The sequence below is a fragment of the Paenibacillus nasutitermitis genome (assembly GCF_014641075.1).
Lineage (GTDB): Bacteria > Bacillota > Bacilli > Paenibacillales > Paenibacillaceae > Paenibacillus_Z > Paenibacillus_Z nasutitermitis.
In genome coordinates, this window is record NZ_BMHP01000002.1 from 1,847,161 (window position 1) to 1,862,364 (window position 15,204).

Below are 15,204 nucleotides of genomic sequence, written 5' to 3' on the forward strand. Positions count from 1 at the left end.
TTTCACCCTCAATCCTTGGCTTCTCCCGGATGCCTAATAAGCATCCTTAGATCCCAGAAGTACTCTTACCGTTTTCAATATAATCTTGATATCATACAGGACGCTTCTTTTCTTAATATAAAGCAGATCCAATTGCACCATTTCATGAAAGCTCAGCTCATTGCGCCCGCTGATCTGCCATAAGCCTGTACAGCCCGGCGTCACTTTCAGGCGAAGCTTGTCGTAATTCGTATATTCCTCAACTTCTCTTGGCAGCGGCGGCCTGGGACCGACCAGCGACATATCGCCGCGGATAACATTCCACAATTGCGGAAGCTCGTCAATGCTCGTTCTACGGATGAATTTCCCGATCCTGGTAATACGCGGATCTTCTTTCATCTTGAACATGGCGCCGTTAATTTCATTCTTGGCCAATAGATCCTCCAGCAATTCTTCGGCGTTCGAGACCATGGAACGAAATTTGAACATCTTGAATGGCTTCTCGTGTTTGCCGATCCGTACCTGATGAAAAAAGATCGAACCTTTGGGGTCCTCCATTTTGATGATGATGGCGATCACGATAAATGCCGGGCTAATACAAACAAGACCGATAAAAGCCATGATAATATCCATAGCGCGTTTCATCATCAAATAGGAACGTTTAGACTTTTTCCTCTCCAGGGGATGAGTTCCGTACAGAGAGGCACCCTCCAGAACACCTTCGCCTTCTTTTCTTTGTGGAGTAGGAGCCACCTGGAATCACCTCATCTTTACATAATCTTATTGGAGTGTTCACGTTCCAGCATGCCTTCCAAAACAGAAAGCAGCGGAATGCGCAGTTCATCATTGCGAAGTGCAAATTCCAGGGTCGTCGTAATAAAGCCGAGCTTCTCGCCCACATCGTAACGGGTACCGTCAAAATCATAGGCAAACACGCCCTGTACTTCGTTCAGCCGTTGGATGGCATCGGTTAACTGGATTTCTCCGCCCGCGCCCTTCTCCTGTTTATCCAGGAAATAGAAAATTTCCGGTGTGAGGATATAACGGCCCATAATCGCCAGATTGGAAGGCGCGCTGCCCAGCTTCGGCTTTTCCACGAAACGGTTAACCATATGAAGCTTGCCATTGGAATCCACAGGATCGACGATGCCGTAACGTTCTGTCTGCTCGTAAGATACGGCTTGAACCCCGATGACGGAACGATTTGTTTTTTCATATTGATGAATCAGTTGCTTGGTGCATGGCTCGTCAGATACGACAATATCGTCTCCGAGAAGGACAGCGAACGGTTCGTCACCGATGAAATTGCGCGCGCACCAAACGGCATGGCCGAGTCCTTTTGGCTCTTTTTGACGTATGTAGTGAATGTCGACATTCGACGATTTTTGGACTTCTTCCAAAATGCCCAGTTTGCCTTTTTCCATCAAGCTTTGTTCCAATTCCAGCGCAATGTCAAAATGATCTTCAATGGCCCGCTTCCCTCTGCCGGTCACAATGATAATATCTTCAATACCGGAAGCGATCGCTTCCTCAACAATATACTGGATCGTTGGCTTATCGACGATAGGCAGCATTTCCTTGGGCATTGCTTTGGTGGCTGGCAGAAATCGGGTCCCCATACCTGCAGCAGGAATAATAGCTTTTCTCACTTTCTTCATTCATCTTCACCCTATCTCTATTTATTTTTTGTTTCGTGGTCATAGTGCTAAAAATCCGAGCTATCGATTTCGCAAGTGGAGAAAAATCGATAGCTCGTATTTTTAGTGGGGGCATCCAACCCCCCCTCACATCACACCCTTGACAATAATGTCTAAGGTCATTGCGACCCACAGCGTGACCGAGTGCCTACAGTGATAAAGGTACAGTAGACATTACCTGTATGGCGCTTACGGCTAAGAGTTTATGGATTCTTTATTCCGCGACGCCGTATACATAATTAAAGCCTGATTTGATATCCTTGCGGTTGATATTGTTCAGTACAGCACCAATGATACGCGCATTCACGTGCTCCAGGCTCGCTTTGGCCTTCTTAACCAGTTCTTTGTCTACCTTGCCTGCAGAGACTACCATAATAACGCCATCGCATAATGCGCTCACAATCAGACTATCCGTCACAGCAAGAATCGGCGGGGTGTCGATAAGCACAATATCAAACTGCTCCTTAAGTTCCTCAAGCAGCGAATTCATTCGGTGATTACCTAGAATTTCAGAAGGATTAGGCGGAATTGGCCCGGCAACAAGAACAGACAGATTTTCAATTTCGGTGCTTTTAATCGCATCCCGCCATTTAATCTGATCTGTCAAAATATTGGTCAAGCCATTGCGGTTATTCTGGGACAGGACCCGGTGCAGGGACGGTTTGCGCAAATCCGCATCCAGCAGCAGCACTTTCTTGCCTTCTTGTGCGTATGCGATAGCCAGATTGCTGATTGTCGTGGTTTTGCCTTCATCCACCTGGGCCGAGGCTACCATCAACACCTTCATAGGTGTATCCAATGAAGAGAATTGTATATTCGTCCGCAGTTTACGGTACGACTCCGATATGGGCGACTTAGGATTCAAAAGCGTGATCAGATGACTCTCACCGGTTGATTGTCGCATATGCGCCTTCACCTACTTTCTTGTTCTTGGAAGAAGATTGATTACGGGGCCGAATGTCCTCTTTATTCATATTCATAACCAGAGCAAGTGTCGGGAGCCCAAGATCGCTCTCAAGCTCAGCTTCTGTTTTATAGGTGTTGTCCAAATAATCAAGCAGAAATACAAGTCCCAGCCCAAGCATTAACGATACGGCAATGGCAATCGCTATATTCATCGGAGGATTGGAATTATAAGGGCTTGGCGAACCAACCTCAATAGCCCCGCTCAGAATCGTGACATTATCAATGTTCATAATGGAAGGAATCTGTTCCTTGAAAACTTTTGCTATGGCATTAATGCTCTTAGCGGCATTCTCATAGGAAGTATCATCATAGATCAAATTCATAATTTGAGAATTATTCGCCGAGGCCACCGATATTTTGCCTGGGCTTACTTTCAATTCCGGGTACTCTTCATATACCTTATTTAAGATAGCAGGCGATTTGATAATTTCTTTATACGAATTAATGAGCATAATATTCATCTGAAGAGTGTTCATATTGACAGCCCCCGCATTTTGGGAGGATTGATTGACAATCAATTTCGCATTAGCCTGATACAGGGGAGTTGTGAGATAATAACTTTTGATTCCGGCTATAATACAACCAATGGCGACAATGATAGCGATCAGCCATATTTTCTTGATAACAATTTTAAAATAATGTTTCAATTCCACGTTTGGTGCCTCCTGTAGCATCAGGATAATATCCTTTATGCGATTTTTTTAATAAAAACCAATTTTTTCCTTGCAATATAATGTCGTAACATGGTGACATATAAGAATATAAAAAATAATTGTGGTAATACTGAATAACATGTATGATACGTTATGTATCAATTTCACTGTTTACTTTACGATACAGAATGTAACATGTCAAGTTTTTTTTCATAGTTTTTTCACCATTGCTACGTTTTGTTTCATATCATGCAATTGAAAGCGTTTAGTATTAATATGTTGGTAAGGCTGGTTAGGAGGAGTATTATGAACATAGGAAACCGCATTTCCAAACTGAGGGATGATAGGGGGTGGACTCAGGAACATACCGCTGCTTCACTGGGAATCTCACGAGCTGCATTATCCCATTATGAAAAAAACCGCAGAGAACCCGACACAGAAACACTATCGAAATTTGCCGACCTATTCCATGTTTCTGTTGACTTCCTTGTAGGAAGAACAAATTCTCCCCAAGCTATCCTGGATGATCCCATACGCCAGTTTGTCGATCAATTAGAATTGGCGGATGAGCAATTGCTACAGAATTTCGCTTTAACCATAGATGGCCGGAAGTTGTCTGTCGAAGAAGCTCGGCGTTTCATCGCCTTTGTACGCGCGGAGAGAATGATGAACTAGATTTTTTCAAACAAAAAACCATAGATCGGCTGCTATTCTGAGCCAACTATGGTTTTTTTTGTGCTCATCCTTCTTTCTTCTCTAATAATGTAACAACTTGCTCCAGGGTATGATCCGGGATTCCCAGCTGCTGAGCAATATCCCGCACATCAAGCTCCACTTGCTCATCCATCTCATGGACATTCTTCTCATGATTCTTTTGATTCTTTGAATTCATTCCAAATCAACACCTCAGCTTTTTGTGTTCTGACACCCATACAAATGCTTTCTCTGGTTAATTGGTCCTTATTCAACACTCATTTCAAACGACCTGTAATTAAAAAGTCCTTGTATATAAGAATTCTCTTTTCTTACATACAAAGACCATCTGTCATCTATGTTGGGTTGTTTGAGAAACATTTCAAGAAGAAGATTCCCGTTAATAGAAACCGGCCTTACGCTTAAGCTTTAACTTTATCGGTCCATTCCTTTGATATGCCGAGCTGCTCTATGATCATTTGAATATCAATTATCGTTTTTTGATTTGAGTCATTCTTTTCAGAAATTCTTTCGCTATAATTTATCATGACCTTACATCACTCCTTAGACCTATTAAATCCTTCAGCTGTTGCAGGCTGTTACCATTGTAACCGCTTTGTTTCGATTAAGTTGTCGTTTAGTGAATGTCACAAGCGCACTTTCTTCTTGTCTTTTTGTCGAATTAACTAAAAAAATGGAAATTGCTATTCATTTAACACGATTGGGTAACGATAATACAGATACTAGGTGTATTTTGTCCTGCCGGCATCACGTGAATAAACTCACGCTGGAAAGACTGTAGTTACTAAAACGAATCATCCCTATTAAATGTTTCGTTAGGATAGACGCTTTTGGGTCTATTATAACGAAAAAGGCGATTAAGTTTCTCTCATAATTCCCTGGTATTTCCTCATAAATCAACTTCTCCACAGCAAAAACCGGCCTTATAGGAGTGTGAAGGCTTTCGTTCACAGCTATAAAACCGGCCGTTCTAATTCATTAGTTACCCCTCAACGTCTGAATTGAATCGCTCGTTCATAAATTTAATTTAATTAAAAATAAGACTATCGCCCTCTGAAGGCCACGGGCTGAAATCCGCTTAATTTATTGCGAATCATCAACAGATTATTCCCCTCACTGCCTGGATATTTCATTCCCGGAGCTACTATAGAATCAACAAAAAAGACGGTCCGAGAAACTCGGACCGTCTTTCTGTCATGCTCTCTTGCAGCATTTCCGGCTATTTAATGGCTAGTTGCCGCCTACGCGGGCCAGCTCCTTCATATTCGCTTCGAAGGCTGCAAGAAGGGCCTCCTCGCCGGCTAAGCCGGACTGTTCCATCTTCTCGATTTGCTGCAGCATTCGTTTGTAATCCTTCGGAATAACTTTTACGAACTTCGACAAGAACGTCTCCCAGTCGGATAAAATCCGCTCTCCGATCGCACTACCCGTATAGGTCACATGGCGCTCAATCATCGCGCGCAGCTCCGTGACTTCCCTCGGGTCCTCCACACGCTCCAGAAGCACCATTTCGATGTTGCAGCGCTTGTAGAAATCACCGGCCTCATCGAGCACATAGGCGACGCCCCCCGACATCCCTGCGGCAAAATTGCGGCCGGTGCCGCCCAGAACAGCGACACGGCCACCGGTCATATACTCGCAGCCATGATCGCCTACTCCCTCTACAACCACTCGGGCTCCCGAGTTCCGTACGGCAAACCGTTCGCCGGCAATACCGCTGATATAGGCTTCTCCGTTCGTTGCGCCATACAACGCGGTATTTCCGATAATGACATTCTCATCCGCCTTGAACGTCGCCTGCGGCGAAGGTGCGATGATAATTTTCCCGCCGGAAAGTCCCTTCCCGACATAGTCGTTGGAGTCGCCTTCCAGCGAAAGTGTAATGCCTCTCGGTACGAACGCGCCGAAGCTTTGTCCTGCCGAGCCGATAAAGTGGAACGATATGGTGTCATCGGGCAGACCCTTCGCTCCAAAGCGGCGGGTGACCTCGCTGCCCAGGATCGTGCCGACAACACGGTTGATGTTGCGGATCGGCAGCGTTGCGCGGATTTTCTCCCCGCTTTCCAACGCGCGCTCGGCGATCGGAATCAACTTTTGTCTATCCAGCGATTCATCCAGCTTGTGATCCTGCTCCTGGATGCAGTAACGCGCAGCCCCTTCTGGAAGCTCCGGCTGATGCAGCAGGCGGGTCAGGTCAATGCCCTTGATCTTGTAGTGGTTAATGAGCGTTTTCGTCTCCAGACGATCCACACGTCCCACCATATCCTGTACGCTGCGGAAACCAAGCTCCGCCATAATTTCGCGCAGCTCCTGCGCAACAAACAGCATATAATTGGCGACATGGCTTGGATCACCCATGAATTTCTTGCGCAACTCGGGATTTTGCGTCGCTACGCCGACCGGACAGGTATCCAATTGGCAGACACGCATCATGATGCAGCCCAGTACGACCAACGGTGCCGTGGAAAAGCCGAATTCCTCAGCGCCAAGAAGAGCGGCGATGGCAAGATCGCGACCATTCATGATTTTCCCGTCGGTTTCCACCACGACACGGTCGCGAAGATTGTTCAGCATGAGCGTTTGATGCGTTTCCGCCAAACCAAGCTCCCAAGGCATACCGGCATGACGGATCGATGCCAGCGGCGAAGCTCCCGTTCCCCCGTCATAGCCGCTGACCAGAATAACGTCCGCACGGCCTTTAGCTACGCCGGCGGCAATGGTTCCGACGCCTACTTCGGAAACCAACTTCACATTGATGCGGGCCCGCGGGTTCGCATTCTTCAGATCGTGAATCAGCTCCGCCAAATCCTCGATGGAATAAATATCATGATGCGGCGGCGGTGAAATCAGACCTACACCAGGCGTAGATCCGCGCACTTCAGCTACCCAGGGATACACTTTACGGCCAGGCAGCTGTCCGCCTTCGCCCGGCTTCGCGCCCTGCGCCATCTTGATCTGGATCTCGTCGGCATTAACCAGATATTCGCTTGTTACGCCAAAGCGTCCCGAAGCAACCTGTTTAATGGCGCTGCGGCGGGAATCTCCGTTCGCATCCGGGATAAAGCGGGCCGGATCCTCGCCGCCTTCGCCTGTATTCGACTTGCCGCCAATACGGTTCATCGCGATTGCCAGGGATTCATGGGCTTCTTTGCTGATGGAACCATAAGACATGGCGCCGGTTTTGAACCGTTTGACGATGGATTCCACGGATTCCACTTCATCCAGCGGAATCGGCTCAGCATCTGATTTGAAATCAAGCAGCGACCGCAAAGTCAGATGCTTCTTGTCTTCGCCCTGAACGAGGGCCGAAAACTTCTTGTAAAGCTTATAGTCGTTAGAACGCGATGCCATCTGCAGCGTATGAATGGTTTGCGGGCTGAACAGATGGTCTTCGCCGTCCTTGCGCCATTGGTATTCGCCGCCGGAATCAAGCTCCTTCTCAGCGCCTTCCTGCTCGGCAAACGCGCGGTTGTGATGCTTCAGATTCTCTTCGGCAATCACATCGAGGCCTATACCGCCGATACGGGATTGCGTCCAGGTGAAGTATTCGTCAACCAGTTCTTCCTTCAGACCGACAGCCTCAAAAATTTGCGAGCCGCGGTAGGACTGTATGGTGGAAATCCCCATTTTGGAAAGAACCTTTACAACGCCTTTGGTTGCCGCTTTGATGAAATTCTTAACGGCTTTCTCATGCGTTACGCCGCGCAGCAAGCCTTCGCTAATCATGTCATCGAGCGTTTCAAATGCCAGATACGGATTGATGGCGCTGACTCCATAACCCAGCAGAAGGGCAAAATGATGGACTTCGCGCGGTTCGCCCGATTCCAGCAGCAGGCAGACCCTGGTACGCGTGCCTCTGCGGATCAGATGGTGATGCAGGGCAGAGACGGCGAGCAGGGCCGGAATGGCCGCATTCTCGCGGTCCACGCCGCGGTCGGATAAGATCAGAATATTATGGCCTTTGCCGATTACGCGGTCTGCCGCTTCGCACATCTGGGTCAACGCGAAGCGCAGGCCGGCTTCACCGTCGGCTGCCTCATACAGAATCGGCAGGGTAATGGATTTGAAGCCCGGGCGGCGCACATGACGCAGCTTGGCAAACTCTTCATTAGAGAGAACCGGTGTAGCCAGACGGATATGACGGCAGCTTTCAGGCTCTGGATTAAGCAAATTACGTTCAGGACCAAGCGTTGTTCCCGTCGCCGTAATAATCTCTTCGCGAATGGCATCGATCGGCGGATTCGTCACCTGGGCAAACATTTGCTTAAAGTAGCTGTACAGTCGCTGCGGACGTTCCGAGAGAACGGCGAGCGGCGCATCGTAGCCCATGGACGCAATCGGCTCAACACCGCTGCCAGCCATCGGCTCCAGCACTTTGCGCAAATCCTCGAAGGTATAGCCAAAGGCCTGCTGGCGCTGTTGCACCGTGGCATGGTCCGGTTCAGGAAGCTCAGGCGCATCCGGCAGATCATCCAGCCCGACAAGATGCTCATCGAGCCAGTCCCGGTAAGGATGCTCCTTCACGATCTGCGCTTTGACTTCCTCATCCGGAATAATCCGGCCTTCTTTAGTATCCACCAGCAGGATCCGTCCTGGACGCAGGCGGTCTTTATACAAAATATTCTCCGGCTCGATCGGAACCGTACCCGCTTCCGATCCCAGTATAATAACGTCATCCTTCGTCACGTAGTAACGAGCGGGACGAAGTCCATTGCGGTCGAGCAGAGCCGCGATTTGCGTGCCGTCGGTAAATGCCATCGCCGCAGGACCGTCCCAAGGCTCCATCAGGGTGCTGTGATACTCATAGAACGCCTTCCTGTCGTCAGCCATATCCTCATGATTGGACCAGGGTTCGGGAACCATCATCAAGGCAGCATGCGGAAGCGAACGCCCGGAGAGATACAGAAACTCCAGCGTATTGTCGAACATGGCGGTATCGGAGCCGTCAGAATCGATTACCGGCTTGATTTTATCCATATCGGAACCGAACAGCTCGGTCTCAAACAAGGTCTGGCGCGCATGCATCCAGTTCACATTGCCGCGCAGGGTGTTAATTTCTCCATTGTGAATCATAAAGCGGTAAGGGTGAGCCCGTTCCCAGCTGGGGAACGTGTTGGTGGAAAACCGGGAGTGAACCAGCGCTAGGGCTGTTTCCACGGAGTCATCATTCAGTTCCAGATAGAATGAACGAACCTGCTCCGTCGTGAGCATGCCTTTGTAGACAATTTTCTTGCTCGACATGCTGGGGATATAAAAGGAGTCAGCGCCTTCAGCGCCGGAATAACGGATGTTGTGTTCGGAACGTTTGCGGATGACATAGATTTTGCGCTCGAAAGCAAGCTCATCCCGAATGTCCGCGCTGCGCCCGATAAACACTTGGCGCACATATGGCTTCACGGATTTGGCGGACTCGCCAAGCTTCCCATCATTCGTCGGTACCGTACGCCAGCCGATCAGAGTCTGGCCTTCTTCGCGAATAATGGCTTCCAGTTCGCGCTCGTGTTTGCTGCGCAGAGCCTCGTCCTGCGACAAGAACAGCATGCCTACCGCATACTCTCCGTTTGCCGGCAGTTCAATGCCCTGCGCTTTAAGCTCGCGGGCGAAGAAACCATGCGGAATCTGCAGCATAATGCCTGCTCCGTCACCCGTGTTCGGCTCGCTACCCTGACCGCCGCGATGTTCCATATTCTCCAGCACCGTCAGGGCTTGTTGAATAATGGCATGTGATTTTTTTCCTTTGATGTTAGCAACAAAGCCCATACCGCAAGCGTCTTTCTCAAATTGCGGATCGTACAGGCCTTGCTTCAGCGGCAACCCATAACGATTCTCTTTCATTTCGTGCAACCTTTCTATGAGAAATTTGTGATAACCGGGATATACCAAAGATCCGTCTTCATTTTCGCCAGGTTTTCATTTAGAATGAAGCTATGGTGAGCATACAGCATACCAAACCGGCGAAAAATGAACAAGTCATAATCGCTGCATGAAAGTTACGGGAAAGCCCGCCATCATCAGCATTTTTTCGATCAAACGCTGCAAAACGTTATTATTTTATTTTATCATCACCCCATAATGATATCAATTTAATATTTTTATGGAGCTGATAAGATATCTTTTAAAATCAGCAGCGCAATGGTTGAAGATTGCTTTCCTACAGTTTAACAAAAGGACGTGGAAAGATTGAGCAGCAATTTCAGGAAAACGAATTTGGCCGCCTGCGTACTGGCAGCTTCTCTGATGACCGGCACCGCCGCTTATGCGGAGCAAGCGGCGAAGACCCCCTCAACAACCCGCCCGGCCGCGGTCCATTATGCTGCCGGCTTGAACGAAACGGCAGCTGACCCCGCACTAAGCGCGCCGCTGCGCATCGCCGCTGTCGGCGATTCTTTAACGGCTGGCTATGAGAATGGCCTGGCCGAAAACGCCGTGCCTTACGGGTACGCCGACCGCGTGTATGAGCAGGCCTTGTATCACGGAGCTGCGGAGTTCAAAAATTTCGGCGTCCTTGGCCTGAAATCGGAAGGACTGCGCAAGTGGCTGGAGGCTGCCCAGAGCGGTACAGGCGCAACAGCAGACGACATCCAGCCGGGCATCTCAAAGTATCGCTTCGCTCCCGAAACGCTCGCCAAATCTGCGGAGCTGCGGATGACGCTGGAGCAGGCCGATTTGATCGTCATGACGATCGGTGGCAATGATTTCCTGCCCTTATTCGATGAAATCAAGCAGCGTGTTATGAGCCCGGACGATATCCAGGCCTGGATCGATACCATGCTGGAAAGCTACAAGCAATCGCTGGAGGGCGCGCTGACCGCTGCGCTTGGCATCAACCCGGGCGCCCAGCTCGTTTTTGCCGACCAGTATCTCCCTGTACCCAAGCCATCCACGCTCAACAAAGCGATTACCGATGAGCAATATGCCGTTCTTCAAGGTGCCGTGAAGAAACTGCGCGAGCTCGACGAAGCTGTCGCAGCCAATTTCCGCACCCAGGGCTATAAGGTGACCACCGTTGACGTGTCTGAACCGTTTATGGGCAAAGAACTGGCCTATACCAGCATTCTCCAAGGGGATATCCATCCCAAGCAGGCCGGTTACGAGCAGATGGGCAAAGCGTTCGCCAAAGGCATCTGGGGCGAGTACCGCGAGCTTGCTCCGCTTCCCGCCGACGTACCGCTGAATATCGTCATTAACGGCGGCGCGCTCAGTGGAAGCAACAAACCGATTCTCAAAAACGACACGACTTTCCTGCCCATGCGCGATATCGCGAATGCCTTGAAAGCACAGCTGGCATGGGATGCCAAAACAAAGACGGCCACCATTCAGGCGAACAACAAAGTCGTTGCCTTTACGATCGGCGCCAAGACGATGAAAGTCGACGGCATTCCTGTGCCCTTGGAGACACCGCCTTATCTGCAGCAAAACGGCAAAAACTCGTTTACCTACCTACCGCTCGCCGCGCTCTCCAGGGGACTAGGTTATCAGGTCGTTTACCGCAAGCCTCTGCAAGCTGCTTTTATCAATTCCTAAAGGAGGCCCCTACCACCTGAAGGCCTGTTGGAACAAAGAAGCCGTATTCCCGGTCGGTCCGGGTATACGGCTTCTTTTGATGTTCCCTGAATTCCAATGGCGCTGCCCTCAAGCAGCAGCTATCAGGCAGTCAGCATCTTGCTGCCCTGCAGCTCCGCCGTGCGGCGGTTCTTGCGGTACAGCAGCAGGAAGAAAACGAGTGACATTGCGGCAAAGACGATGCCGAATAAGGCGATATGAAGCGACAGATTGCCTGTTTTGTCCAGCGACTCCCCTGTAATCACAGTGCGGAACGCCGAAATCGAATACGTCATCGGCAGCCAGTCGCCGGCAGTGCGGAGCCACGCCGGAACGAGCTCGCGCGGATAGGTTCCGGCGCTGCCGGTCAACTGCAGGATCAACAGGATAACCGCGATGAAACGTCCGGGCTGGTCCATCGCCGTGACCAGAAATTGAATGATCATCATAAAGGTCACGCTTGTCAGTACAGTCAGCCCCACAAAAGCCAGCGGATGATTCACATGAACGCCGATTCCGTAGACGAGAATCGCGTCGGCAATGAGCCCCTGAACCGTTCCGATACTCAGAAACAGCAGCGCTTTGCTGGCAAACCAGCTCCAGCCCGAGCGCGGTGGCTCGGCGGTCTCGCGCATCGGCAGCACCATCGTCGAGAGCAGCGCGCCTACAAACAGGCCCAGAGACAGAAAATAGGGCGTAAAGCCGGTGCCGTAATTGGGCACATTGCTAAGCTTCTGCTCCTCTACCTGGACCGGCTTCGCGAACATGTCGTACAAGGCGTCGGTACCTTGGACGCCGCTTGTTTCGGCGGCTGCCGAGCCGAGCTTGTCGGCAAGCTCCGCCGATCCGCCGGCGAGCTGCCTGGCGCCGCTGGCAAGCGCGGCGGAGCCGCTCTTAAGCTTGCCGGAGCCATCGGCAAGCTCGGCCGCGCCGCGGCCTGCCGCAGCCGCGCCGTCCGCCAGCTTCGCGGCGCCGCCGGCCGCTTCCTTGGCGCCCGCGGCAAGCTTGGCGCCGCTCTGCTTCGCGTCTGCGAGCTTCGCATGCAGCGCGTCAATCCCCTTCAGCAGGGAGCTCTGCCCCTGCTGGAGCTGGGTCGCACCGGCAGCCAGCTTGGCGCTGCTGCCGGCAAGCTCTCCCGCGCCAGCCGCCGTCTTCCTGGCGGCGGCAAGCAGTTCCTGCAGCGCAGGGTCCTGCGCTGCATCCTCGTTCGCGGCGGCGTAAGCCTCGAGCGCCGCCGCCAGCTTCGCGGAGCTGTCGGCAAGCTGGCCGCTCCCCGTCTTGGCCGCGTCCAATCCCGCGGACAGCTTCTTGGCGGCCTTCAGCGCATCCTCCGCGCCGCCGCCGAGTTGCTTGCCCGCTGCAGCAAGCTTGCCCAGCCCGTCAGACATGGACGCGGCTCCGGTACTCAAGACAGCGGTGCCCTTGGCAACCTGCGCCGCTCCCTTGTCAAGCGCTGCCGCTCCGTTTTGGAGCGCAAGTGTGCCGCTGGCCAGCTTGCCCACGTTCTCGAGCAGCAGCGAAGCGCCGCTTGCCGCGTCGGCTGCGCCATCCTTCAGCTTGGCGGCCCCTTCGCTTGCCTTGGTAATGCCATCGGCAGCATCGCCGATCTGATTGAAAACCGCTTCCGCATACGATTTGGTCACTTCCTGGGACAGCTCCGCCTGCAGCTGATCAATGGCGGTATGGCCGATTTTTGCGGCCAGATAATTATCGCTGTCATTGGAGATATACTGGAGCGACGCCGGCTGCGGATTCTCATCGAGCAGCGTGGTGGCCTGCTTCGAGAAGGAAGCCGGAATTTCAATCGCATAATAATAGTCGCCGGCTTCGAGTCCCTTCTCTGCTTCGGCCCGGTCGACAAAAGCCCAGTTGAATTGCTTGTTTTCCTTCAGGTTTGCAACCAGATCGGAGCCAACAGCCAGCGTTTTCCCCTCAAAAGCAGCACCCTGGTCCTCGTTCACCACGGCAACCGGAAGCTCGCTAAGCTTCCCGTAAGGATCCCAGAAAGCGCCGACCAGCATGCCGCTGTACATAATAGGAATAAACAAAATCCCGATAATCGGGATTAACAACTTGGGATTGCGAACCATACGGGAAATTTCCTTCCCGAATAAAGTAAAACCCATCTTAACCGCCTCCGGAACAAAATATGAACAAATGACTGATTTGGTATATTGGTCAATATTACTCAAAAAAAGAAGCAGCTGTTGACGCCTTGTAAGCCTCAAACCTTTTATTTGCCCACTTGCTTTAATTACCGACGCCGCTTTTCAGCAAAGCCGTAAAGTAGCCGGCGATATCCTCATGCGACAACGGCTCATGCTGATTGCTCCAATCCACGGCAAGCGAGATATAGAGCTTGAGCATAATAAAAGCTGTCAGCCCCGGATCCACGGGACGCAGCTCCCCTTTATCGACAGCCAGAGCAACCTCCTGCTGGATAAAATGGACAATCGCCTGCTCCAGCTTGGCCGTCCCTTCCTTGGCCATGGGAGTGCCCAGATCCCGGACTTCCTGGGACAGCTTGACGATGAGCTCATGCTTCGAACGGAAACGGAGCAGCTCATGCAGCACTTTCGCCAAATTATCGAAGAACGGAGCTTCGCGGTCAATGGTTCGCTCCGCCAGCGCACGCAGCTCGTGTGTCAGCTGCCCGATAATCTCATCGAACAGCTCTTCCTTAGTGGCAAAGAAGGTGTAAATCGTACCCTTACCTACAGAAGCGATCTTGGACACAAGATCCATGGTCGTCGCTTTATAGCCGAACATCGCAAACGAGCGGGCTGCCGCTTCGACTACCTGGAGCCGGCGGTCAACCGGAAGTTTCTTCTGATCCATTTGCCGCCGCCCCCTTCTCATTGTGCTTTTATCTTCGAAACTGACCAAAATACAAAATCAGTCACTCAGTCAATGGATAAATAATAACATGTTCCGCTGCAGCAGGCAACCCCAGTGGGGCAAAAATTCGCCTAACAGATTTCTTCACCGCGCATTAGCTCCCTGTGCGGAGCGGGGTGACATATGTTGGCAGTCGGCCACAGGCCTGCATACAAAAGCGGTCCGTTCCCTGCATGGGACTCAATCCCATGCCCGCTTTCCTAGGGCCGCGCCCCCAGCTCATTTAATTCTTCCATTGTATATAGAGTGTGCAGCCGGAGATTAATTTCCTCCAGGCGCTTGCGTCCCTGCGGGCTGCGGAGAATGACGCAAATCACATCTTCCACGATCGCCCCCGCTTCACGCAGCAGATTGACGCTCATGACCACCTGCCCCCCCGAGGTAATGACATCCTCGATGACGCATACCTTTTTGCCGGCGACGTCAATTCCTTCGGCGATTTTACAGGTGCCGTGATCTTTTGCTTTTTTCCGCACAAAAGCGGAAGGGATGCTTGTTTCCAATGAAAGCGCCGTAGTAAGCGGGATCGCGCCCATCTCGATGCCGGCCAGCACCTGCGTCCCGATGGGGATATAGGTGGACATCTCCGTAGCGATCATCCCGAGCAGCCGCGGATCGGATTCGAACATATATTTATCAAAGTATTCATTGGATATTTGCCCTGAACGCAGTACAAACTCGCCCGTCAAATGGGAAACCGCATAAATTTCCTTCGCCAGCCATTCCTTCTCCATGCCCTTCATCCCTCCTCAAAC

Annotated in this window: 11 protein-coding genes; 2 read left to right on the plus strand and 9 right to left on the minus strand. The window is 51.3% G+C overall.

All coding sequences use genetic code 11. The annotated features are described in order from the left end of the window. Nucleotides 1-33 precede the first annotated feature (33 nt). From IEY46_RS18685 to IEY46_RS18700, 4 genes are all read right to left on the minus strand, one after another. Complete coding sequence (locus IEY46_RS18685) at nucleotides 34-693, minus strand: sugar transferase (protein WP_229750399.1); 660 nt, start codon at nucleotides 691-693, stop codon at nucleotides 34-36. A 56-nt stretch (nucleotides 694-749) separates the two neighbouring features. Next, nucleotides 750-1,637, minus strand: coding sequence for a UTP--glucose-1-phosphate uridylyltransferase GalU (gene galU, locus IEY46_RS18690; protein ID WP_188993500.1), 888 nt, complete (start codon nucleotides 1,635-1,637; stop codon nucleotides 750-752). Nucleotides 1,638-1,890: 253 nt separating this feature from the next. After that, nucleotides 1,891-2,580, minus strand: coding sequence for a CpsD/CapB family tyrosine-protein kinase (locus IEY46_RS18695; protein ID WP_188993502.1), 690 nt, complete (start codon nucleotides 2,578-2,580; stop codon nucleotides 1,891-1,893). After that, entirely contained in the window at nucleotides 2,561-3,295 is a 735-nt protein-coding gene (locus IEY46_RS18700; protein ID WP_188993503.1) for a YveK family protein, read from the minus strand. The genes IEY46_RS18695 and IEY46_RS18700 overlap by 20 nt, the downstream gene beginning before the upstream one ends. 306 nt (nucleotides 3,296-3,601) lie before the next feature. On the opposite strand from IEY46_RS18700, the gene IEY46_RS18705 reads away from it, so the two are divergent. Then, entirely contained in the window at nucleotides 3,602-3,970 is a 369-nt protein-coding gene (locus IEY46_RS18705) for a helix-turn-helix domain-containing protein (RefSeq protein ID WP_188993505.1), read from the plus strand. Between the two features lie 64 nt (nucleotides 3,971-4,034). Here the strand turns inward: IEY46_RS18705 and IEY46_RS18710 are convergent, their stop codons facing one another. After that, a complete protein-coding gene (locus IEY46_RS18710) occupies nucleotides 4,035-4,187 on the minus strand; it encodes a hypothetical protein (RefSeq protein ID WP_188993507.1) in 153 nt (50 codons plus the stop codon). Between the two features lie 1,052 nt (nucleotides 4,188-5,239). Beyond that, entirely contained in the window at nucleotides 5,240-9,844 is a 4,605-nt protein-coding gene (gltB, locus tag IEY46_RS18715) for a glutamate synthase large subunit (RefSeq protein ID WP_188993509.1), read from the minus strand. Between the two features lie 345 nt (nucleotides 9,845-10,189). Between gltB and IEY46_RS18720 the strand changes: the two genes are divergently transcribed. Further along, the gene (locus tag IEY46_RS18720; RefSeq protein ID WP_188993511.1) at nucleotides 10,190-11,533 is read left to right on the plus strand and encodes an SGNH/GDSL hydrolase family protein; all 1,344 of its coding nucleotides are present in this window, start codon (nucleotides 10,190-10,192) and stop codon (nucleotides 11,531-11,533) included. Nucleotides 11,534-11,655: 122 nt separating this feature from the next. Here IEY46_RS18720 and IEY46_RS18725 read toward each other — a convergent pair whose 3' ends face one another. The 3 genes from IEY46_RS18725 to pyrE all read right to left on the minus strand — a co-directional run bounded on the left by IEY46_RS18725 (nucleotide 11,656) and on the right by pyrE (nucleotide 15,183). Further along, nucleotides 11,656-13,677, minus strand: coding sequence for a YhgE/Pip family protein (locus IEY46_RS18725; protein ID WP_188993513.1), 2,022 nt, complete (start codon nucleotides 13,675-13,677; stop codon nucleotides 11,656-11,658). A gap of 124 nt (nucleotides 13,678-13,801) precedes the next feature. Then, a complete protein-coding gene (locus IEY46_RS18730) occupies nucleotides 13,802-14,389 on the minus strand; it encodes a TetR/AcrR family transcriptional regulator (protein ID WP_188993515.1) in 588 nt (195 codons plus the stop codon). 260 nt (nucleotides 14,390-14,649) lie between these two features. Then, nucleotides 14,650-15,183, minus strand: a complete 534-nt coding sequence (gene pyrE / locus IEY46_RS18735; protein WP_188993517.1) for an orotate phosphoribosyltransferase — start codon at nucleotides 15,181-15,183, stop codon at nucleotides 14,650-14,652. Nucleotides 15,184-15,204: the final 21 nt, after the last annotated feature.

Coding starts and splice junctions, on each gene's coding strand:
- galU (WP_188993500.1), bottom strand. CDS start 1,637: ATGAAGAAAGTGAGAAAAGCTATTATTCCTGCTGCAGGTATGGGGACC.
- IEY46_RS18695 (WP_188993502.1), bottom strand. CDS start 2,580: ATGCGACAATCAACCGGTGAGAGTCATCTGATCACGCTTTTGAATCCT.
- IEY46_RS18705 (WP_188993505.1), top strand. CDS start 3,602: ATGAACATAGGAAACCGCATTTCCAAACTGAGGGATGATAGGGGGTGG.
- IEY46_RS18710 (WP_188993507.1), bottom strand. CDS start 4,187: ATGAATTCAAAGAATCAAAAGAATCATGAGAAGAATGTCCATGAGATG.
- gltB (WP_188993509.1), bottom strand. CDS start 9,844: ATGAAAGAGAATCGTTATGGGTTGCCGCTGAAGCAAGGCCTGTACGAT.
- IEY46_RS18725 (WP_188993513.1), bottom strand. CDS start 13,677: ATGGGTTTTACTTTATTCGGGAAGGAAATTTCCCGTATGGTTCGCAAT.
- IEY46_RS18730 (WP_188993515.1), bottom strand. CDS start 14,389: ATGGATCAGAAGAAACTTCCGGTTGACCGCCGGCTCCAGGTAGTCGAA.
- pyrE (WP_188993517.1), bottom strand. CDS start 15,183: ATGGAGAAGGAATGGCTGGCGAAGGAAATTTATGCGGTTTCCCATTTG.